This is a genomic window from Bradyrhizobium sp. RDI18, from assembly GCF_043203335.1.
Taxonomy (GTDB): Bacteria; Pseudomonadota; Alphaproteobacteria; order Rhizobiales; family Xanthobacteraceae; genus Bradyrhizobium; species Bradyrhizobium retamae.
Genome location: NZ_JBICRN010000008.1, coordinates 1,062,929 through 1,081,964, shown reverse-complemented (window position 1 = coordinate 1,081,964; position 19,036 = coordinate 1,062,929). Strand labels below are relative to the sequence as shown.

Below are 19,036 nucleotides of genomic sequence, written 5' to 3'. Positions count from 1 at the left end.
GGCTGCGCAACGCGCGGCAATCCGGAATCTCGAGATTCCCCGATGCGCAATTGCGCATCTGGGGTTCACGCTTCGCGTGCCCCGGAATGTCGCCAAGTGAGGCGTACCTGTGCCATGCGCACCGATCTCTTCGACTTCGAACTCCCCGCCGCCAGCGTCGCGTTGCGGCCCGCGAGCCCGCGCGATGCTGCGCGGATGCTGGTGGTGCAGCCCGATGGCGTGCTGCGCGACCGCACCGTCGCCGAGTTGCCGCAATGGCTGGAGCCTGGCGACCAACTCGTCGTCAACGACACCAAGGTAATTTCCGCCCAACTCAAGGGCCGGCGCATCGGCCGCGAGACCGAGCCGAAGATCGAGGCGACGTTGATCAAGCGGCTGGACGGGTCGCGCTGGCGCGCGCTGGTCAAGCCGGCGAAGAAGCTCGCGCCCGGCGACGTCGTTCGCTTCGGCAATGAAGGCAAGGTCTGCCTGCTCGGCCATCTCGACGCCGAGGTCGAGGCCAAGGGCGAAGAGGGCGAGATCACGCTGTCGTTTTCGTTTCACGGTCCGGCGCTGGACCAGGCCGTCGCCGATCTCGGCACGCCGCCGCTGCCGCCCTATATCGCCTCCAAACGCACGCCCGACGATCGCGATGCCGCCGACTATCAGACCATGTTCGCCGCAAATGAGGGGGCGGTCGCGGCACCGACGGCGGGACTGCATTTCACGCCTGAGCTCGAGACGGCGCTACGCCGCCACGGCGTCGAATTGCATCGGATAACGCTGCATGTCGGGGCAGGGACCTTCCTGCCCGTGAAGGTGGAGGAGACCTCCGAGCACAGGATGCATGCCGAATGGGGATCGATCTCCGTTGATACCGCTGCCGCGTTGAATGCCGCGCGCGCCCGGGGCGGGCGCATCATAGCTGTCGGCACCACATCGCTACGGCTATTGGAGAGCGCCACGCGCGAAGACGGCACCGTTCAGCCGTTCGATGGCGAGACCTCGATCTTCATCACGCCGGGCTATCGCTTTCGCGCGGTCGATATCCTCATGACCAATTTCCACCTGCCGCGCTCGACGCTGTTCATGCTGGTGTCGGCGTTCTCGGGTCTGGACACGATGAAGCGCGCCTATGCGCATGCGATCGCGGCCGGCTACCGGTTCTATTCCTACGGCGATGCCTGCCTGCTGTTTCGCGCGCCGGATTGAGGCGAAGCCGGGCGTCCTCGCTTGAAAAAGAGGCCCGCCAATTGGGCGGGCAAAAGTTCAGGGAGGAAGCGCTCTGACAATAAAGCGCCAAGATTGTGTTTCTGCGATTCGGCCGATGTCGCCAAGATCGTAATACTACCGTCTCCCGCCACGCATCGGCACCGCGCGCTGCCTGGTACTCACTGCCGCCTTCGCTCGAAAACGCATAGGTGCCAGCGAGTTCGCGCGCCGACGATAAGGTTCCAACACTTCCTGGCGTCGGATAGGGTGCGCGCCGTCAAGTGGAGAACTTCATGAACATGTCGGGCATCTTTGCGCGCATCGTCGCGCTGATCGGCGCTGTTGCGCTTCTGTGGCGCCGTCTGCAGGGATCCGCGCCTGCACCGGCGTGGGGTAACACGCCGGCGATTCCGGAGGCGAAGCCGCAAGGCGCGATCCCGACGCTCAAGATGCCGACGGCGCAAGGGTGGAGCGACGGGCAGAAGCCAACCGCCGCGCCCGGGCTCAAGGTTAACGCGTTTGCGACCGGCCTGGACCATCCGCGCTGGATCAGCGTGCTGCCCAATGGCGACGTGCTCATTGCCGAGGCGACCCAGATTGCGGGACCGCCCAGGAGCGTATTCCACTATGCGATGCAGGCGACGATGCGGCGTGCTGCAGCGCTGGGCGTCAGCGCTGACCGTATCACCTTGTTGCGGGATCGCGACGGCGACGGCGTTGCGGAGGGGCGCGGGATTTTCATGGAGGGATTGAGCCAGCCGTTCGGCATGGCGCTGGTGGGCGATACCTTCTACGTCGGCAACACCGATGGCGTGGTTGCCTTTCCCTATGTGGCTGGCGCGGACCGCATCACGGCCGACGGACGAAAACTCGTCACGTTCAAGCCCGGCGGGCATTGGACGCGGAGCCTGCTGCCGAGCGCGGATGGAAAAAAGCTCTACGCCGGCATCGGCTCGCTCAGCAACATCGCCGAGAGCGGGATGGAGGTCGAGCAGGGCCGCGCTGCGATCTATGAACTCGATCTGGCTAACGGCACGAGCCGTATCTTCGCCAGCGGCCTGCGCAACCCCGTGGGCCTCGCCTGGGAGCCAAACACCGGCGTGCTCTGGACCGTCGTCAACGAGCGCGACGGCCTCGGCGACGAAACACCGCCGGACTATCTGACGTCGGTGCGCGACGGCGGCTTCTACGGCTGGCCCTATTGCTACTGGGGACAGATGGTGGACGACCGCGTGCCGCAGGACCCAGCCTTGGTCGCAAAGGCGATTACGCCAGACTATGCGCTCGGTGGCCACACCGCCTCGCTCGGCCTCTGCTGGATGCCATCAGGCACGCTTCCCGGCTTTCCGGATGGCATGGTGATTGGCCAGCACGGCTCCTGGAATCGCAGCACGCTGAGCGGCTACGCCGTCGTCTTCGTGCCGTTCGAGAACGGCCGCCCCTCCGGCCCGCCGCGGGATATTCTGACGGGCTTTCTCGCAGCCGATGAGAAGGTCTCGTACGGCCGGCCGGTCGGCGTCACGCTCGGGCCCGACCGCTCGCTGCTGGTGGCCGACGATGTCGGCAACGTCATCTGGCGCGTGACGGGCGATCGAGGTGGCTGAGCCGGCTCGGCTCGTGGTCTGCGACCGCGGCTCCGGATCAATCCAGACGAGCCGCGACCCGGCTGCAGCGGAGTTCCTACCGATATCACCAACTGAAAGCTGGTGAGCTATTTCGGTGTTGAGGGCATGGCCGAGGAATGGTGGTCGACGATCAGCCAACGCTCGCCGTTCTTGACGTAAGTGAAACTGTAACGCGCGGGCAAGGTCTTCGCCTCGCCATCCCTGACATAGGAGAACGTGTAGTAGCCAGTGTTGATCGCCGCGTTCCCGTACACGCGGACCAATTGATCGCCGAAGGCGACCTTCAGGCCGGGCAGAACCTTGAAGGCGTTCACGAAATAATCTTGTAGCGCCGCCCGATCGGAACGCACGGTCGGCGACAGCGTGCCCCAGAGCACGGCGTCGTCCGCATAGAGCGTCAAGACTTTTTCCGGATCGCCTCCGCCAATAGCTTGCCCCCATGCCGAGGCCGCTGCCGCTACCTCCGTTTTCGGTTCGACCAAAGCGCTGGAGCCAAATGATAGCAGCACCATGCACAGGGCAAGCGCTGCACTAGCTGCTCTTGTAAATGATCGCATGACGCACTCCCTTGCGAATACGGCCAGCTATGAGACGGCCTCTTGCAATGCGAGCGATTAGACTTGCGTGGTTTGGCGTCAGGTAATCGATGTCACCTGGGCTCATAAATTGAACTTGAACTGTCCCAACCTGGCTTGACGGTGTTTCGTGACCTCACACGAGTGAAACTACATCATCCGCGACCGGCGAACCATAAGTCAGAGCGGTTGACTTACCAGAGAGCAAAAAAGGTCGATGCTCCCTTTGGGTCGCAATTTGGACCTCACGAGTTAATGCATACTTATTGCCGGCGTGCCACGGGACGCCGCTTGGGCAACGGCCTCCCGTGATTACCGCTCACAGGTCCACAACAAAGTGCTAGGCTTCTTCTTGTCCCAGCGACGTGTCTTGCCTGGTCGTTCGGAGGGCACTGTGACGGAGCACCGGGTTCAGAGACGATTGGCGGCAATCTTGGCCGTCGACGTGGTTGGTTACTCCGCGCTTATGGAACGTGCTGAGGAAGCCACCTACGCCGAGTTCGAACGGCTGAAGCGGGAATTGATCGAGCCGAGCCTTTCCCGCCATGAAGGGCGACTTATCAAGACGACGGGTGACGGCGCGCTGGCCGAGTTCGCGAGCCCCTTAGCCGCCACGAGATGCGCGATTGAGATACAGGATCATCTCACCTCTGGCAGCAGTCCCCTGACGTTGCGCGTCGGGCTCAACCTTGGTGACGTCATCGTTGGGCAAGATGGTGACCTCTACGGCGACGGGATCAACATTGCCGTCCGACTGGAAGGGATCGCCGATCCGGGCGGCATCCTGATTTCCGAAAAGGTGTACAGCGAGGTCGAGGGTAAGCTGGACGTTGACTTCGAGGATCGGGGCGAGCAGCAGCTCAAGAACATCTCCAAGCCGGTCCGCGCTTTTGCTGTGCGCGCGGGAGCGCACGGCATGCTGGTCGATAGGCTAAGTGTGGCCCCGCCACTCCCGGACAAGCCCTCCATCGCCGTGCTGCCGTTCGAGAACATGTCCGGCGACCCCGAGCAGCAATATTTTGCGGACGGCATGGTCGAGGAGATCATCACCGCGCTCTCGCGGTTCAAATGGTTGTTCGTAATCGCACGAAATTCGAGCTTTACGTTCAAAGGCAAAGCCGTGGATGTGAAAGAGGTCGGACGCAGGCTTGGCGTCCGCTATGTCCTTGAGGGGTCCGTCCGCAAAGCAGCGGGGAAAGTTCGCATCACAGGCCAGTTGATTGATGCGGTGACAGGCGCACACATTTGGGTGGACAGGTTCGAGCGCGACCTGACTGATGTTTTCGCTCTTCAGGACGAAGTCACCGTAGCGGTTGTCTCAGCCGTTCAACCAAAACTGTTTCACACAGAGATTGCAAAGGCGACGCGGCGACGACCGGAGAACCTCATTGCCTATGATTTCTTTCTTCGAGCTCTGCACCAGTTCTATTCGTTGACCCGCGAGAGTTTGGCCGAGGCGATAAGGTTGACTCATCGGGCCTTGGAGCTGGACCCCCAGTTTGGCTTGGTCGCGGCTCTGGCAGCTCTCTGTCACACGAACAAAGTCGTTGCGGGCTATGCCGCCGATCCGCAATTCGAACGCAAGGAAGCAATTCGGCTGTCTCGTTTGGCATTGAGCCTCGACGATGACGATCCAGACGTTTTGTCAATGGTTGCCGTAGTCTTGGCGTTCATGGTCGGCGATGGTGAAGGCGAGATCGAAATGGCTGACCGGGCGGTCGCGCTCAACCCAAATTCATGGATCACATGGAACAGCAGAGGCCATGTCTATAGAATTGCGGGGCTGCAGGAGGAAGCGATCCGGAGCTTTGAACGTGCCGTTCGCATGAGCCCGGTAGACCCGCTGATATACATGACGCTTACTGGCATTGGGCTGGCCCTTATTGAGCTGCGTCGCTTTGACGAGGCGATAGTCGTAGGGAAGAAAGCCCTTCGTCAGAACCACTATGTAGCAACTTACCGCTGCCTCGCGTCCGCCTTCGCCCATCTCGGACGTGCCGCTGAGGCGCACGAGGCGGCGGCGCGTGCTTGAGATCGACCCCGCCTTTACAATATCGGCGATAATCGCTCGGGGCGGACAATCAAACGCGAAGCTGTTGATCGAGGGTCTTCGGAAAGCGGGGTTGCCCGAATGAACCGTGCTAGCGGGCATCGACGAGGTGATCGAACAGACCCCTTTTTGCTGCGGTGCATGCGTCAGCAATTGTTGTGCTGAAAGTCTTCTTCCGCTGGTGACGAAATGGTGGGCACGGCGCTTGCGCGCCTTTGCCCACCCTGCGATCTCTAACATCACGCCAGCGCGCGTTCCGGCAACAGCTCCGCAATCTGGATCGCGTTCAGCGCCGCACCCTTCAGGAGCTGATCGGCCGACACGAACATCGAGATCGAGTGGCCGGAGGCGTCGCTGAGATCCTTGCGGATGCGACCGACGAGAACGTCGTCCTGGCCGGACGCATCGATCGGCATCGGGAAATAGTTCTTTGCCCGGTCGTCGACGATTCTGACGCCCGGCGCCTTCGACAGGATCGCGCGCACTTCATCCTCGGTGATCGGCTTTTCGCATTCAAAGGTGATCGCCTCGCAATGGGCGCGCAGCACCGGCACGCGCACGCAGGTGACGCCAATGGCGATCTGGTCATCCTCGAAGATCTTGCGGGTCTCCTTGATCACCTTGGTCTCTTCATCGTTGTAACCGGTCTCGGGATCGATTGCCGTGTTGTGGCTGAAGACGTTGAAGGCGTAGGGGAGCGGGATCACCTTGGGCGCGAACGGCCGGCCGTCGAGATAGGCGCGGGTCGACTCCACGAGCTCTTCCATGGCGGCCGCGCCTGCGCCGCTTGCCGCCTGGTAGGTCGAGACGATCATGCGCTTGATGCGGTTGTGGCGGTGGATCGGCCACAGCGGCACCAGCGCGGTAATCGCCGAACAGTTCGGGTTGGCGATGATGCCCTTGTGGTCGCGGATGCGGCCCGCGTTGATCTCCGGGATGACCAGCGGCACGTTCGGATCCATCCGGAACGCCGAGGAATTGTCGACCACGACCGCGCCGGCCTTCACGGCACCAGGCGCGAACTTGCGTGAGATGCCGCTGCCCGCCGAGAACAGCGCGATGTCGACGCCCTCGAACGACTTCTCGGTGAGCTCCTCGATGACGATCTTCTCGCCGCGGAAATCGATGGTCTTGCCGGCCGAGCGGGCGCTCGCCAGCGCCTTGAGCTTGCCGACCGGAAAAGCGCGCCTATCCATGGTGGCGATGAATTCGGCGCCGACCGCGCCGGTCACGCCGGCAATGGCTACAACGGGTTCGTGGCTCACGGGTCTATCCTCTGGTTGAGCATCATGGCTTGCAGGCAATAAAAAAGCCCCGGTCCTTTTCAGGCGGGGCTTCGGTTCGGATAATGCGATCGTTCGACTACGCGCGCACGGCTCCCGAGCCCCGGAGGGTGCTTTGGTTTTCGTGGTCGCTTTGGTCGAAGTCGTCATGGCGCGGACTTATGCGGCAGCTTGGGGCTCCCGTCAACGGCTTTTCGCCCCATCCGGGCTGCAACGGGGGCAGACGAGCCCGTCATCGCCGCCTTGCGGCGCCGGGAGGCTCGAGGATCACCGCTTTCAGGTCGTTGCCACTCATGACGACGATTGCGAAATTCAGCCGGCCGCGTTCGCGGATCAGGCCGCCGCTGATGGCCTTGCCCGACGCCGCGTGCTCGGCCACGCGGACGGCATCTGCCAGGCGCTGCCGGATCGTCTTGAGTGCAACGAGGTTGGTGCGGGCCTCGGCATCGAACTCCTTCAGGGGCAGGGCGGCTTCGCCGCCGACGATCTTGCCAGTCGTCGCGTCGATGGCGTGATGCCAGATGCGGTCGTTGTGAAGGGTCTTGACGCGGTAGACCGGTGAATCCGGCGCGCCGTCGAAGCTGACATCGGCGGTCGTCGCGCCGGCATGCAGGGCTTCGGCAATCGCCATCGCCTGGCTCAGCGAGACCGCCGACCCGCGGAAGAGCTCGAGCTCGCGGCTGACCGCCTGCTGGTCGGACGCTGCGCCATCGCCGGCCTCGTTGCGGAGCGAGGCTGGCTCGCCGGTCGACGACGCGATGGCATAGACCGGGGCCGGCAGGATGAACGCCACAAGGATGGCTGCAAGCAACTGTCTCCAAGGTCTCGGCGCATGCATTGTTGCAGTCTCCATCGATGAGCCTGTCTCGGCCGGCGGTTGGCCGGATCGCCTCGAAGAAAGCGCGGCCGACCCTTTGGAGGTATTCGGGCCGGCCGCGGAACGCCGCAAAGGTACCGCCGCTTGCGGCGATCGAAGCGGTGCGAGCCCCCGCTGGGACCAGTGAAAGCGGACGCCCGCACTCGCTTATAATAAAACCATACCGTATCGTTTTGTTTTGGTCAACGATGCCGCCATGGGGTAACGCACGTGAAACGCCGTTCTCACGGAATTGTCAGCGGGAAGGGCGGCGCCGAGTGGTTCCCTTAGTGGTTCCCTTGGGGGCGGACTGAACGCGGCTCGATGGCCCAAGCGCACCGGCCAGGAACAGCCTGATCGCCGAGCGCATGCGTTTTTCGGCGGACTTCATCTCCAGCGGCGTTCCGAACGTCGCCATGCGGTGGGTGTGACCGACGACCACATCGAGAAAGACCTCAGCCGCGATGCCGGTATCCTCGACGTCCATAGCGCCCTGTGCGACCAAATGATCAAAGAAGCGCGCGGTCGTGGAAACGGCCTTCAACCAGCCCTCTTCCTTGCCAAGTTTGGCAATGTCGGGAAAGTTGATGGCCTGCGCCGTCATCATGCGGCTGAACGCGACGGCATCGGGCCCGCAGGTGAACATCAGCATCTCGCGCCCGACTTCTATCAGGCGCTGCTCGACCGAAATGTCCGAGGAACGCGTGAGCTGCACCTCCGCCGCTTCAGCAAGCGGCGCAAGCCAACGGTCAATCTCGCGCCTCAGCACCTCTGCAAACAGCCCGCGCTTGTCTCCGTAGCGCGAGTAGACGGTGGGCTTGCTGACCCGGGCTGCTTCCGCAACCGCATCAAGCGAGGTTGCGTCGTAGCCCCGGTCCAAAAAAGGCGGGTGGCAACTTCGATCAGCCGCTGATCGCGCTCGATGGCGGCGCTTTTTGTCGGCCGGCCGCCGCGCGACTTCGGGATGTCTCGTCTTGCCGGTCTGGCCTTGGTCGCAGTCAATCCCATGCCCATCGATTCCTGCGCGGTCGTGATATCGGTCATTGCTCTATAACGCGCAGTAACAGGGGCGTCATCGCGAATCTGGCCGAATTGGCCATATCGTCGACGGTCCCGGCAGGACGTCGTTCCGCTCGCAAAGCGGCTCACGGAAGCGTCGAGGTCCAGGCGCGGCCCGATGAAGCCTTCTCATAGCCGTACCGATAAAGGGCGCGCATATAGGCGGTGTCGAATCCCTCCGAGGGCGACGCGGGATAGTCGCGCTCAATATAGGACAGATGGAAGCCCCACCGATTGCGCTTGGCGAAATCGTAGGTCGAGAAGATGACCGAGCGCGTCTGGGACTGGGTGATCGACGACAGGCTGCGTGAGGCGACATCGATCGTGCTGTTGGACACGAGTTCAAAAGTTCGTTCGAGCTTCTTGTTGACGAGGATGTAGATGTTCATCCGGCTGTTTCCGGGCAGACGTCCCTGGAAGAGCAGGGCGTCCGGCAGCGTCAGGACCGGAGCAGTCACGCCGCCGTCGACATGCATCTCCTCAAAGCGCCGGCCCTGGCCCTCGGCTTCGATCAGGATCGGCGGGAAGACCAGGGGAATGCTGGCGGAGGCCGCCATCACGTCGCGAAACAGGCGCAGCGCCTCGGGCGAACCGACCGCTGCGATTTTCCCCATGTCCCAAACGACCGTGCGTTGGGTGTCGAGATCGGTCGTCACCACGAGCAGTTTTCGGCCCTTGGCATTTTCGCGCGCAACGGCGGCGAGGACCTCCGGCCCGACATAGCGGGCCACCAGCTCGCGCAGTCGCTTATTGCCGAACAGGCCGGATCCGAACAGCACGCGAATGATGCTGGGATCAGCGAGCAGGCTCTCTGCTATGCCGCTGGTGTAGACCTCCTTCAACGTGTCGTCGTACTCGGACCCGAGAAACGCGAAAGGCGCAATCAGGCCGCCGGTGCTTACGCCAGAGACGACCGAGAAGGTCGGGCGGGTGCCGGCTGCGGTCCAGCCGTTCAAGACGCCCACGCCATAGGCGCCATCGGCGCCGCCGCCGGAGAGCGCGAGATAGGTCTTGGTTGAGGAGAGGTCGTCTTTCTCGAAACGGAATTTTGTGACGGGTTCGTCGGTGTAGCGCCGCAGGCCGTCGATATCGAGCACGCGGGAGCTGGAGGCATCCGCGGCGGTGTAGGAAGTCCGCGGCAGGGACGTGCAGGCGGCAGCCGCGAGGCTGCACAGCAGGACGGCTGACCTGAGCAGGCGTGAGCCTGCCATCCTGATCCACCGGTCGGAGAGGAGTGATTCAGTCGGGAAAGAGGGGGAGGGCATTCGCCGTCAGTCACCGTACACGCTATTACCGCCGCCGGCCTCATCGCCAGCAGCGTCCCTTGTTTATAAAACTATACGGTATCGTTTTATTTAACAAGCCAGTGACGAGGGGCGGGTCGCTCAATTGTGTCCGGCGTGGGGCACGGGCTGCTCGGAACACACACTGGGCGGTTGATTGGCCGTTCCCGGCACGCAATAAGCAGCGCCATGAATCTTCCCAATCATTTCGAATTGCTCGCCACCAATGGCGCAGCCCGTACCGGCCGCCTGACGACGCCCCATGGCGTGGTGCAAACGCCGGCCTTCATGCCGGTCGGCACGGCGGGGGCGATGAAGGGCATGCATTGGCGCGACGTGCGCGATGCGGGCGCCGATATCGTGCTCGGCAACACCTACCATCTGATGCTGCGGCCGGGCGCCGAGCGGATCGCTGATCTCGGCGGCCTGCAGGCCTTCACCGGCTGGAACGGGCCGATGCTGACGGATTCCGGCGGCTTCCAGGTGATGTCGCTGTCGGACCTGCGCAAGGTGAGCGAAAAGGCCGTGACGTTTCGCTCACATATCGACGGCACCAAGGTCGAGCTGTCGCCGGAGCGTTCGATCGAGGTGCAGCGGCTGCTCGGCGCCGACATCGCGATGCAGATGGACGAGTGCGTGCGGCTGCCGGCCTCGCGCGACGACATCGAACGCGCGATGCGGCTGTCGCTACGCTGGGCCGAGCGCAGCAAGCGCGCGTTCGAGAGCGCGCCTGATGGCTACATGCTGTTCGGCATCGTGCAGGGCGGTGACATTCCCGAGATGCGCCATATCAATGCGCGCGGGCTGGTCGAGATCGGCTTCCATGGCTACGCGATCGGCGGACTTGCGGTCGGCGAGCCGCAGGCGGTGATGCTGTCGATGATCGAGGAAACCGCGCCGGCGCTTCCTGTGGACCGTCCGCGCTACTTGATGGGCGTCGGCACGCCCGAGGATTTGCTGGAGGCGGTGGCGCGCGGCATCGACATGTTCGACTGCGTGCTGCCGACCCGCAACGGTCGTCACGGCATGGCGTTCACCCGCTTCGGCCAGATCAATCTGCGTAACGCCCGCCATGCCGACGATCCGCGGCCGCTCGACGAGGAGAGCGAGTGGCCTTCGGCGCGCAACATCTCGCGCGCCTATTTGCATCATCTGGTCAGGTCAGGAGAGACGCTTGGCGCGATGCTGCTGTCGGAAATCAACGTGGCCTATTACCAGCATCTGATGCGGGGCATGCGCGACGCGATCGCTAGCGGAACGTTCGAGACGTTCCAAAACCAAACGCGCGCCGGTTGGGCGCGCGGTGACATAGCTCCGAGATAGCTTAAGTCAATTACAGGCGAACCGCTTGACCGAATGCTTGGTCACGAAACCGTAACCGCAGGTATCACAGGTCCAGAGATAGCTGATCACGTTGTCGTTGAGGTAGGCTGACGCTTCCGCGGCCACCATGGTGTCAGCACACACAGGGCACGTCGGCAGATCACATCCACGCGGATCTGGTCCAAGCGGCACGGTCGACCGGACTTCAGCAAAAGCTGGCATCGTGACCTCCAAGCGATCTGAACCTTCTGGCTCAGCCCACTACGAAAGTATACACCAAAATCTTTGACGATGTGGCAACACAAATGCGTTCATTTCGCGATATTTAGTGACGTTCTTGTTTTGCAATGCAGCGAATTCTTCGTTCCGGCAATTCCGGCTTGCGCATCGATGTGGCCGCCTCCTAAGTAGGAGAGCGCCTTTTCCCCGCACATGATCGCTTTGGGAGTGTCGAGATGGATGCATCGTCAGCCGCGAGTGCAGTGCAACGTCCGGGGCGGGGACGGGTCTTCGACTCCATCGTCGATGCGATCGGTGACACGCCAATCGTTCGCTTGCGCAAATTGCCGGAGGCACATGGTGTTAGCGCGACCATCCTGGCCAAGCTGGAATATTTCAATCCTGCCGCGAGCGTCAAAGACCGCATTGGCGCGGCGATGGTGATCGCGATGGAAAAGGCCGGCGTGATCAACGCCGACACCGTGCTGATCGAGCCGACCTCAGGCAATACCGGCATCGCGCTGGCGTTCGTCGCGGCTTCACGCGGCTACCGGCTGAAGCTTGTGATGCCGGAATCGATGTCGATCGAGCGACGCAAGATGCTGGCGTTCCTTGGCGCCGAGATCATCCTGACGCCTGCCGCGCAGGGCATGAAGGGCTCAATCGCAACCGCCGAGGAACTGGTGCGCAGCACGCCCAACGCCGTGATGCCGCAGCAGTTCAAGAACCTCGCCAACCCCGAAATTCATCGCCGCACCACGGCGGAAGAGATCTGGAACGACACCGGCGGCAACATCGATTTCTTCGTTGCCGGCGTCGGCACCGGGGGCACCATCACCGGCGTCGGACAGGTGCTGAAACCGCGCAAGCCGTCTTTGCGGATCGTTGCCGTCGAGCCGGAGGAAAGCCCGGTGCTGGGCGGCGGCCAGCATACGCCGCACAAGATCCAGGGCATCGGCGCCGGCTTCATTCCGGACATTCTGGATCGTTCTGTGATCGATGAGATCGTCCGGGTCAACGGCCCGACTGCGATCGAAATCTCGCGTGCGCTGGCGCGCATGGAGGGCATTCCCGGCGGCATCTCCTCGGGCGCTGCGATCGCGGCGGCGCTTGCGATCGGCAAGCGTCCCGAGAGCGACGGCAAGACCATTCTGGCTGTCGTGCCGTCATTCTCCGAACGATATTTGTCGACGGCCTTGTTTGAAGGAATTTAGCGATGGCGGACCAGCCGCGGCGGCCGAGAACCCTGAACGATGCACGCACCGAAGCCGAGGCCGCATTCAAGCGCGCCACCGCGAAGGTGGCGCAAGCACCGGCCAAACAAGCCGTCGTTCCCGGCGTGCGCGAGCAGGTCACGCTGCGGATCGATCAGGATGTGCTGGAATGGTTTCAGGAGGGTGGTCCGGGTTGGCAGGATCGCATCAACGAGGCGCTGCGAAAGGCTGCAGGCAAATAGAACGCTCTTAGGCTCGTTGATTTGCGACCTGCAGAATGAAAAAGGCCCGGGATGATCCCGGGCCTTTTTTGGCAGATGGGTCGCTCGCCATTAGCGCAGCATGCCGCCGACGACACCGCCGATGAAGCGTCCGGCACCGGCTGGATCGGGGCCGGGGTTGCTGTACTGGCGCTGCGGCGGGGGCTGCTGCGGCTGCGGTTGAGGCTGCGCCTGAACGGTGCTGGGGGCGCGGCGCTTGGGAGCGGGACGCTCCTCATCGGAACTCGCAGTCGGTGCGGCCGCCACGATCTCCGTCAGCAGCGCCTTGTGCTGCAGCTTGTTGAGGTAGCCGCTCTTCGGATAGCCGCGCGCCGCCTGCCAGCGCGTGATCACGGCGCGGGTCGGGGCGTCGAACTGGCCGGTGACCTTGGTATCGAAACCGAGCCCGTTCAGGCGGCGCTGCACGTCGCGGCGCTGGCCTTTATCGAGGCCGATCTGATCCTCGGTGGTCTGGTTTGCTTCGTCCTTGAAGGTCGCGGGATCGATTCCCGTGCTCAGGTTGCGGGTTGCATCCTTTGCTCCGCTCTCGAGCGACGCAATCCGCGACAGCGCCAGCGACCGGAACTGACCGTTGGGATAGCTGGTCAGATAGGCGTTGAACTCTTCCGGCTTGTTGGAATCCTTGATCGAGCGCCAGAACTCCAGTTCGACGTCGGAGCCCGGCTTTGGACCCGACGCCGGCGCTGCAGCCGCCACGGCGCCGGGCGCGGGCGCGCCGTTCAGGTAGACCGCACCGATCAGGTTGGTGTGACCCCAGGGGAGCTGACCCTTGCTGGTCTCCTCGTTGACCTGGGCGCGGACCTTGGTCATCGCCTGCTGGATCTCGACGCCGGGCTGGGTGAGGTTGGCGAGCAGGGCGCGCGTGAACGGGCTGTTGCCGCCTTCCTGGCCGTCGAGTGCGGTCTGGCCCGGGCCGGTCGCAAACGCGATCAGCGTGCCTTCGCCGGACTTCATTTCGGCGAGGCCGGTCTGCACGTTGACGCTGCGGGTGGCGGAGTTCGACTTGATCTTGGCTGCGAACGGGTTGTCACGGCAGGCGTCGAGGAACACGAGCTTGACCTTGGCATCGCCCATGGTCTGCTCGAGGGTGAGGTCGATATTGATCGCGGCGCCAAGCTTGACGTCCATTTCGGATTTGATGTCGGCGTCGATCGGCAACAGATAGTTGGTGCCGGAGATGGCAATGCCATGGCCGGCATAGAAGAACAGCGCGACGTCGGCGCCTTGCGCCTTCTTGCCGAAGTCGAGCAGACGTTCGGTCATCTTGTCGCGCGTGAGGTTGGACCCCTCGACCACCTCGAATCCGACATTACGCAGCGCGGCGGCCATCGCCTTTGCGTCAACTGAGGGATTCGGAAGCGGAGCAACGTTCTTGTAGGTGCCGTTGCCGACGACGAAAGCGACGCGCTTTTCGGCTTGAGCGGTTCCGGCCGCAAAGACCGTGCATATGACGGACAAAATGAGCGTTGGGTAACGCATATGAAATCCCCCTGCAGAATCAACAAAGGCTTTGGCTGTAACGCTGGCTGGACATTACAAATATCGCCCGCTTCGCACCACAAAAAAGCAGCCGAACGGCCAAATCCGGAGCCATCCGTTACCGTCACGACACGCGCCGTAGCGTGATCTAGATCACAGCCCCGGAAATAAACTTCAACCTTGCACGCGCGCAGGCGGCGAAGGATTCGGTTTCAGGTTCAGCAGATTGCCGGTGAGGATCAGCGCCGCGCCGAACACGGTGAATGCATCCAGCCGTTCCGAATAGATCAGCCAGCCCGCAGCGGCGCTCAACGGAACCCGCAGAAAATCCATCGGGATCACCACAGTGGCATCCGCGTGCAGCATCGCGCGCGCCATGCAGTAGTGGGAAAACGTGCCGCAAAACGCGATCACAACCACCCAGCCCCAGAGATGGGCTGGCGGCCAGGTCCAGACGTAGAGCGCGGGGAAGAGACCGGCCGCCGACTGTATCACCAGCATCCAGAACATGATCGAGAGCGTCTGCTCGGTCCGGGTGAGCGACTTCACCATCGCTACCGAAACGCCGAACCCGACCGCGGCCGCCAGCGCGATCAACTGCCCCGGATTGATCTCGCTGGCAGCGGGGCGAACGATCACAAAGACGCCGACGATTCCGAGCACGATCGCAGCGATCTTCCAGGGTGTCATGCGCTCGCCCAGAAACGTAGCGGCCAGGATCGCGGTCCAGATCGGCATGGTGAATTCGATCGCCACCACCTGACCGATCGGGATCAGCGTGAGCGCAAAGAACCAGCCGAGCTGCGCGCCGTAGTGAATGAGGTTGCGCGCAACGTGCTGCGGCAGCCGCGCCGTCTTCATCATGGCAAATCCGCCCTTGGCACGGATCAGCGGGTACAGCATCAGAAAGCCGAGGATCGAGCGCATCTCCATGAGCTGGAACACGTTGATCTCTCGCGCCGCCTCGCGCCCGGCGATCGCGATGATCAGCATCAGGGTCAGCCAGCCGGCCATCCACAGCGCGGCCAGGGTTTTGGATTGTGTGCGGTCCATTCGAGGGGAGATCAGTTGAGGGCAGGCCGGTATCGGCGAGCGCGCCACAATTTGCAACGCGCAAATGCGCGGGGGCAGCGATGCACGCCTTTGCAATTTCGCTGTGGGAGCGGTTGCCGGTTCAGTGCTAAGAGCGGCGGTCTCAAGGAGGACTTACGCATGCGCATCTTGCAACCGGCCGAATGGTCGAAACCCCGCGGCTTCTCGCATGGTGTCGAGGTCGACGCTTCAGGCAAATGGATCGTGTTGGCCGGCCAGACCGGAGGCGATGAGAAGGGCGACTATGCTCCCGACATGGCCGCGCAGGTCGGCACGGCGCTGAAGCGTATCGTCAAGCTGCTTGGCGAAGCAGGCGCCGGCCCCGAGCACATCGTGCGCCTGACCTGGTACCTGACCAGCCGCAGCGAATACGAGGCCGCAGGTCCCGGCATCAGTGCGGCCTGGAAGGAAACACTCGGGCGCAATTTCCCGCCGTCGACGCTGCTCTACATCGACGGGTTGGTCGATGTCAGGGCCAAGGTCGAAATCGAAGTCACCGCCTTCGTGCCCAAGGCGTAACCGGACATCACAACCACCGGACGGCGCTGTCCGTTTCATCAGGCGCGCCGGCAAAGACAAAAGGATACCGTGAGCCAATGACCACTACTCGATCGACCTCTGCAGACTTCGTGACCGCCTTCGCAACCGGCTGGCCCGAGCACCAGCCCGACATCATGGTGCTGTCGCTGACCACGCACCGCGGCGTGCAGGATTTTGCGTTCAACAAGGAGCAGGCTTTGCTGATCGCCAAAACGATCAAGGAGACCGCGGCGAAGCTCGAGAAACCGAAGACGAGTTAAGGGTTGAACGAGATCCACACCCGTCATCGCCCGCTTTCGCGGGCGATGACGGGTGGCGGGCGGGATTGGTCTACTTCGACAGCGAGATATTGGCAGCGCGGAACACGCTGTCGGCCCTCAGGGCGATCTGCTGCTTGTTGCCGGTGGTCTTCAGCGAGATGTTGGCGGCGAATCCGGCCGCCTGGGCGATCACCTGGAAACTGCCGCCAGCCCCGCGGCCCTGGATGGTTCCGCCGATGTTCCGGCTGGTTTCGCTCCAGGTGCCACTGACTTCGCCTCCGGCTGAGACCACCGCCGCTTGCAGGTTGAACCTGTAGGCGTCGCTGGCGCAGGTGAGGGCCATTTCCATGCTGGCCCCGATCACCTTGTAGATGGAGCGGCAGCGGATCCGCTCGCTCGAACCGTCATCCAGCGTCACCGTGCCGGGACCGGACCATGTGCCGGCCATGCCGGCGAACGTACTGGACTGAGCGTGGCTCGGGGTGGTGGTGGCCAAAGCCGTCATTAAAACGGCCGTCATAAAAAAAGCGACGGCTGCGAATGTCAGCCGCCGCGCTTTGGCAGAAGATTCAGAAGATTCAAATGTCTGGCTTGCCTTACTGACGGGACGCTTCCCATCGACCGCTACATGCGACACCAGCTGAAGCCCCATTCCATTTCCCCGATCCGGAGTTGCCACTGAGTTGACCGTTCGCATATGCACCATTGATCGAGACTCGCACAAGTCCCCCGCTACCGACGCTGCCGGAAACCGGACCGCCCGAAATCTTGCCGCCGGTGACATTCACGGTCGACGTAGTCTGCGCATCGCAACTGCCCGTTTTTGTGACAACCGTGACCTGCCAAAGACCGTCATACGGGTTCTGGGCGGAGGCGGGACCGGCCGCTAGCGTCGCTGCGGAGGCGAGAAACGAAACAAAAAGCAGGTTGCGGATGCGGTTGGCGCGCATGAATCAATTCCTTGCGATGTGTGTGATGGCGCGCCTTATCTGGCCACAATGTGTCCAAACTTGGGTGCGTCGCAGCACTGAGGAATGTTCCCGCGATCTCAAACACATCAAGGTGAATCTGGTTCCGGCGGAGGAACGGAAAAATTCGCAGTTTCGTCACGAGTGCGGCGGATTATGGGATTTGGCGGTACTATGGTAGAGATCAATGCTTGGCGTCGGTCAGGCTTGGTGCCTTGGTGGCAAATTCCTCATCCTGGGGCGTGGCCGGCAGGCTGCCGTGGGCTTTGGCGTGGTAAATGACGTCTGCCAACAGTTTCTGGCCGAGCGGCGCCAGCGCGCGCTCCCAGAGCTCTCGGGCGGTTTCTCCTTTTTTGACGAACACCCATTCCTGCACGGCGATCGCGCCGGCATCCATCCGGTCGGCGAGATGGTAGATGGTACCGCCAGTGATCGGATCGCCTTCCTTGATGGTCCATTCGACTGCGGCGATGCCGCGATGCCGAGGCAGCAGCGAGGGGTGATAGCCAATGCCGCCGAGTTTGGATGTGGCCAGCGCCTCCCTGGTGACGCGGGCATGGCTGTGTGCAGTGACGATCAGGTCGGTCGCTGGTGCGATTTCGGAGGCGATCACGCGCTTCGGATCGGCCTGCACCACGACGTCAATCCCGGCGACCCGCGCCGCGGCGGCAAGCCGGTCCTCGCCGTCGTGAACGACGACGCGAACGATATCGACCCCATGTTGGCGTAGGGTATTGAATGTCGTCACGCCAAAATGGCGGGAACCGACCAGGGTAATCCGCATGTGCTCTGTCCGTCGTTAATCGGGCCGATATGCCGATAGCACACGATGCCGGCCTGTTTCGACGCTCGCCAACCGGCTCGCGGGTTATCAACAGGGCGGGTCGGCCGAGCACGGCGGAGCGGCAGGCCTAATCCTGTTCCGTCACCATGACAGGATCCGCAGTTCTGGCCTGGAATAGGGCGAGGCCGGTGATCGGACCGGCTCGGGCTGTTGTTCATCAGCCACCCTTTGCAGGCACGCCCGCAAGTCGGCGCTGCACTGCTTCATCTGGTTGCGAAGCTCGCGCCGGGCGAAGGCGGTGAGGGCGGGATCGCCGAGCTGCTGCCATGCAGCGCGCAGCCATTGCTGCAGGGCGCGGATATCGGAATCGAGCACTTCGGGCTGGTTCATGCCGCCGGAATCTCAAAACGTGATCGCGCCTTGATTAGGACTGATTCTCCCGCCGACGCCTACTCCGCTCCGTAACAGGGCGGGCAGCATGGAAATGGGCTCGCCTGGAAGCTGGGGAACGCGCGTCCTACATATTCGTTGAGTGGGAGCCTCCCGGAGAGACCTAGATGTCCCGCAATTCGGCGCTTGTTCTCTTCGTGGCGCTCAGCCTGATCGTTCCCGTAAAGGCATTCGCACAACTGACGCCGCCAGCCGGCTCGGCTGGCGCTGGCAATGCGCCGATATCGGGCGTGCCGTTCGGACCGGCCAACCCGAGGGCGCTCTCCGATCCCAGCGGCATCGGCAATGCCGCGAACGTGCCACCGCTCCGCCCCAACCCCCCGCCGCCGGCCGTCTCCTACGGCTCAGTCGAGGCGCCGCGCGCACGCGTCGTGACGCCGCCATATCCAAGCGCCTCGCAGCGGATCGTCAGTGCGCGCAAGGCCCCACGTAAGTCGCCGGTTCGCCCGCGGGGGCGGCCCGAGGTGAGTTCGTTCACCGGGATCTGCCGTGGGTGCTAGCGAT

At 62.9% G+C, this 19,036-nt stretch carries 20 protein-coding genes and 1 pseudogene; 9 read left to right on the top strand and 12 right to left on the bottom strand.

Annotated features, from left to right (window positions below; all coding sequences use genetic code 11):
* Positions 1-114: 114 nt before the first annotated feature.
* Together queA and ACFXS9_RS14010 are read left to right on the top strand one after the other, a co-directional pair.
* Positions 115-1,191 carry a tRNA preQ1(34) S-adenosylmethionine ribosyltransferase-isomerase QueA gene (queA, locus tag ACFXS9_RS14015; protein ID WP_392689710.1) on the top strand — a complete coding sequence of 359 codons (1,077 nt, stop codon included), beginning with the start codon at positions 115-117 and terminating at the stop codon, positions 1,189-1,191.
* 293 nt (positions 1,192-1,484) lie between these two features.
* Positions 1,485-2,795: a PQQ-dependent sugar dehydrogenase gene (locus ACFXS9_RS14010; protein ID WP_392689708.1), complete on the top strand. Its 1,311-nt coding sequence runs from the start codon at positions 1,485-1,487 to the stop codon at positions 2,793-2,795.
* Positions 2,796-2,902: 107 nt separating this feature from the next.
* On the opposite strand, the gene ACFXS9_RS14005 is transcribed toward ACFXS9_RS14010, so the two are convergent.
* Positions 2,903-3,328, bottom strand: coding sequence for an SgcJ/EcaC family oxidoreductase (locus ACFXS9_RS14005; RefSeq protein WP_392699773.1), 426 nt, complete (start codon positions 3,326-3,328; stop codon positions 2,903-2,905).
* Between the two features lie 496 nt (positions 3,329-3,824).
* On the opposite strand from ACFXS9_RS14005, the gene ACFXS9_RS14000 reads away from it, so the two are divergent.
* Complete coding sequence (locus ACFXS9_RS14000) at positions 3,825-5,423, top strand: adenylate/guanylate cyclase domain-containing protein (RefSeq protein WP_392689706.1); 1,599 nt, start codon at positions 3,825-3,827, stop codon at positions 5,421-5,423.
* A gap of 257 nt (positions 5,424-5,680) precedes the next feature.
* Here the strand turns inward: ACFXS9_RS14000 and ACFXS9_RS13995 are convergent, their stop codons facing one another.
* The 4 genes and pseudogenes from ACFXS9_RS13995 to ACFXS9_RS13980 form a co-directional block, all read right to left on the bottom strand.
* A complete protein-coding gene (locus ACFXS9_RS13995; protein ID WP_392689704.1) occupies positions 5,681-6,706 on the bottom strand; it encodes an aspartate-semialdehyde dehydrogenase in 1,026 nt (341 codons plus the stop codon).
* Between the two features lie 250 nt (positions 6,707-6,956).
* Positions 6,957-7,517 (bottom strand): PepSY domain-containing protein, encoded by a 561-nt coding sequence (locus ACFXS9_RS13990; RefSeq protein ID WP_392689702.1) that lies wholly within the window; start codon positions 7,515-7,517, stop codon positions 6,957-6,959.
* Positions 7,518-7,836: 319 nt separating this feature from the next.
* A pseudogene (locus ACFXS9_RS13985) lies at positions 7,837-8,588 on the bottom strand (TetR/AcrR family transcriptional regulator).
* A gap of 137 nt (positions 8,589-8,725) precedes the next feature.
* Positions 8,726-9,850, bottom strand: a complete 1,125-nt coding sequence (locus ACFXS9_RS13980) for a patatin-like phospholipase family protein (protein ID WP_392689700.1) — start codon at positions 9,848-9,850, stop codon at positions 8,726-8,728.
* Between the two features lie 261 nt (positions 9,851-10,111).
* Here ACFXS9_RS13980 and tgt point away from each other — a divergent pair, with 261 nt between their 5' ends.
* Positions 10,112-11,245: a tRNA guanosine(34) transglycosylase Tgt gene (tgt, locus tag ACFXS9_RS13975; protein ID WP_392689698.1), complete on the top strand. Its 1,134-nt coding sequence runs from the start codon at positions 10,112-10,114 to the stop codon at positions 11,243-11,245.
* Between the two features lie 6 nt (positions 11,246-11,251).
* Here tgt and ACFXS9_RS13970 read toward each other — a convergent pair whose 3' ends face one another.
* Entirely contained in the window at positions 11,252-11,467 is a 216-nt protein-coding gene (locus ACFXS9_RS13970) for a hypothetical protein (protein WP_247508911.1), read from the bottom strand.
* A gap of 233 nt (positions 11,468-11,700) precedes the next feature.
* Between ACFXS9_RS13970 and cysK the strand changes: the two genes are divergently transcribed.
* On the top strand, positions 11,701-12,678 hold the full coding sequence (gene cysK / locus ACFXS9_RS13965; RefSeq protein WP_334362792.1) for a cysteine synthase A: 978 nt from the start codon (positions 11,701-11,703) through the stop codon (positions 12,676-12,678).
* 2 nt (positions 12,679-12,680) lie between these two features.
* The gene (locus ACFXS9_RS13960) at positions 12,681-12,920 is read left to right on the top strand and encodes a BrnA antitoxin family protein (RefSeq protein ID WP_392689695.1); all 240 of its coding nucleotides are present in this window, start codon (positions 12,681-12,683) and stop codon (positions 12,918-12,920) included.
* Between the two features lie 90 nt (positions 12,921-13,010).
* Here the strand turns inward: ACFXS9_RS13960 and ACFXS9_RS13955 are convergent, their stop codons facing one another.
* Both ACFXS9_RS13955 and ACFXS9_RS13950 read right to left on the bottom strand, forming a co-directional pair.
* On the bottom strand, positions 13,011-14,438 hold the full coding sequence (locus tag ACFXS9_RS13955) for a caspase family protein (RefSeq protein ID WP_392689693.1): 1,428 nt from the start codon (positions 14,436-14,438) through the stop codon (positions 13,011-13,013).
* A 174-nt stretch (positions 14,439-14,612) separates the two neighbouring features.
* Positions 14,613-15,491, bottom strand: coding sequence for a DMT family transporter (locus ACFXS9_RS13950; protein ID WP_392689691.1), 879 nt, complete (start codon positions 15,489-15,491; stop codon positions 14,613-14,615).
* A 159-nt stretch (positions 15,492-15,650) separates the two neighbouring features.
* Between ACFXS9_RS13950 and ACFXS9_RS13945 the strand changes: the two genes are divergently transcribed.
* A complete protein-coding gene (locus ACFXS9_RS13945; protein ID WP_392689689.1) occupies positions 15,651-16,049 on the top strand; it encodes a RidA family protein in 399 nt (132 codons plus the stop codon).
* Positions 16,050-16,126: 77 nt separating this feature from the next.
* Positions 16,127-16,330: a hypothetical protein gene (locus ACFXS9_RS13940; RefSeq protein ID WP_065747310.1), complete on the top strand. Its 204-nt coding sequence runs from the start codon at positions 16,127-16,129 to the stop codon at positions 16,328-16,330.
* Positions 16,331-16,400: 70 nt separating this feature from the next.
* On the opposite strand, the gene ACFXS9_RS13935 is transcribed toward ACFXS9_RS13940, so the two are convergent.
* From ACFXS9_RS13935 to ACFXS9_RS13920, 4 genes are all read right to left on the bottom strand, one after another.
* Complete coding sequence (locus ACFXS9_RS13935; protein ID WP_392699772.1) at positions 16,401-16,850, bottom strand: hypothetical protein; 450 nt, start codon at positions 16,848-16,850, stop codon at positions 16,401-16,403.
* A gap of 76 nt (positions 16,851-16,926) precedes the next feature.
* Positions 16,927-17,280: a hypothetical protein gene (locus tag ACFXS9_RS13930; protein ID WP_392689686.1), complete on the bottom strand. Its 354-nt coding sequence runs from the start codon at positions 17,278-17,280 to the stop codon at positions 16,927-16,929.
* Positions 17,281-17,482: 202 nt separating this feature from the next.
* Positions 17,483-18,082, bottom strand: coding sequence for a formyltransferase family protein (locus ACFXS9_RS13925; protein WP_392689684.1), 600 nt, complete (start codon positions 18,080-18,082; stop codon positions 17,483-17,485).
* A 141-nt stretch (positions 18,083-18,223) separates the two neighbouring features.
* Positions 18,224-18,472: a hypothetical protein gene (locus tag ACFXS9_RS13920; RefSeq protein WP_392689683.1), complete on the bottom strand. Its 249-nt coding sequence runs from the start codon at positions 18,470-18,472 to the stop codon at positions 18,224-18,226.
* Positions 18,473-18,639: 167 nt separating this feature from the next.
* Between ACFXS9_RS13920 and ACFXS9_RS13915 the strand changes: the two genes are divergently transcribed.
* Positions 18,640-19,032, top strand: a complete 393-nt coding sequence (locus tag ACFXS9_RS13915) for a hypothetical protein (RefSeq protein WP_392689681.1) — start codon at positions 18,640-18,642, stop codon at positions 19,030-19,032.
* The last annotated feature ends 4 nt before the right edge of the window (positions 19,033-19,036 follow it).